The organism is Phormidium sp. CCY1219, assembly GCF_035615515.1.
Taxonomy (GTDB): domain Bacteria; phylum Cyanobacteriota; class Cyanobacteriia; order Cyanobacteriales; family Laspinemataceae; genus CCY1219.
The window spans coordinates 1-524 of the sequence record NZ_JAJENT010000640.1; the positions used below are offsets into that span (position 1 = coordinate 1).

General features: G+C 56.3%; 1 protein-coding gene. It reads left to right on the forward strand.

Translation table 11 applies throughout. The annotated features are described in order from the left end of the window. On the forward strand, positions 1-524 hold a 524-nt coding region (locus LKK83_RS18270; protein WP_442957331.1), incomplete at both ends, for a WD40 repeat domain-containing protein.

Here is a 524-nt window from a genome sequence, read left to right on the forward strand (position 1 = left end):
GTAGCGATCGCCCCGGACGGGAAACGAGCCGTCTCGGCATCCGATGATCAAACCCTGAAACTGTGGGATTTGGAGACGGGGACGGAACTGGCTACCCTCACCGCGCATAGTTTCTATGGAGTAGCCGCCTGGGACTGGAAACGAGCGGTCTCGGCATCCGATGATGAAACCCTGACACCCCACGATGCCGAGACAGTATCCTGGGGTGACATCTTCTTTGCATCTGATGAAACCCTGACACCCCACGATGCCGAGACAGTATCCTGGGATGACATCCTATTTGCATCAGGGAACGAAACTCCCGACCTTTCTTTTGCCTTCTTTACCTTTACTCCCTTCTCTACTGGGCATGGCTCTGGCTCGGTAAGTGCAGTAGCGATCGCCCCGGACGGGAAACGAGCGGTCTCGGCATCGGATACAACCCTGAAACTGTGGGATTTGGAAACCGGGACTGAACTGGCCACCCTCAGAGGGCATAGTGCGTGGGTAAATGCAGTAGCCATTACCCCCGACGGGAAACGAGC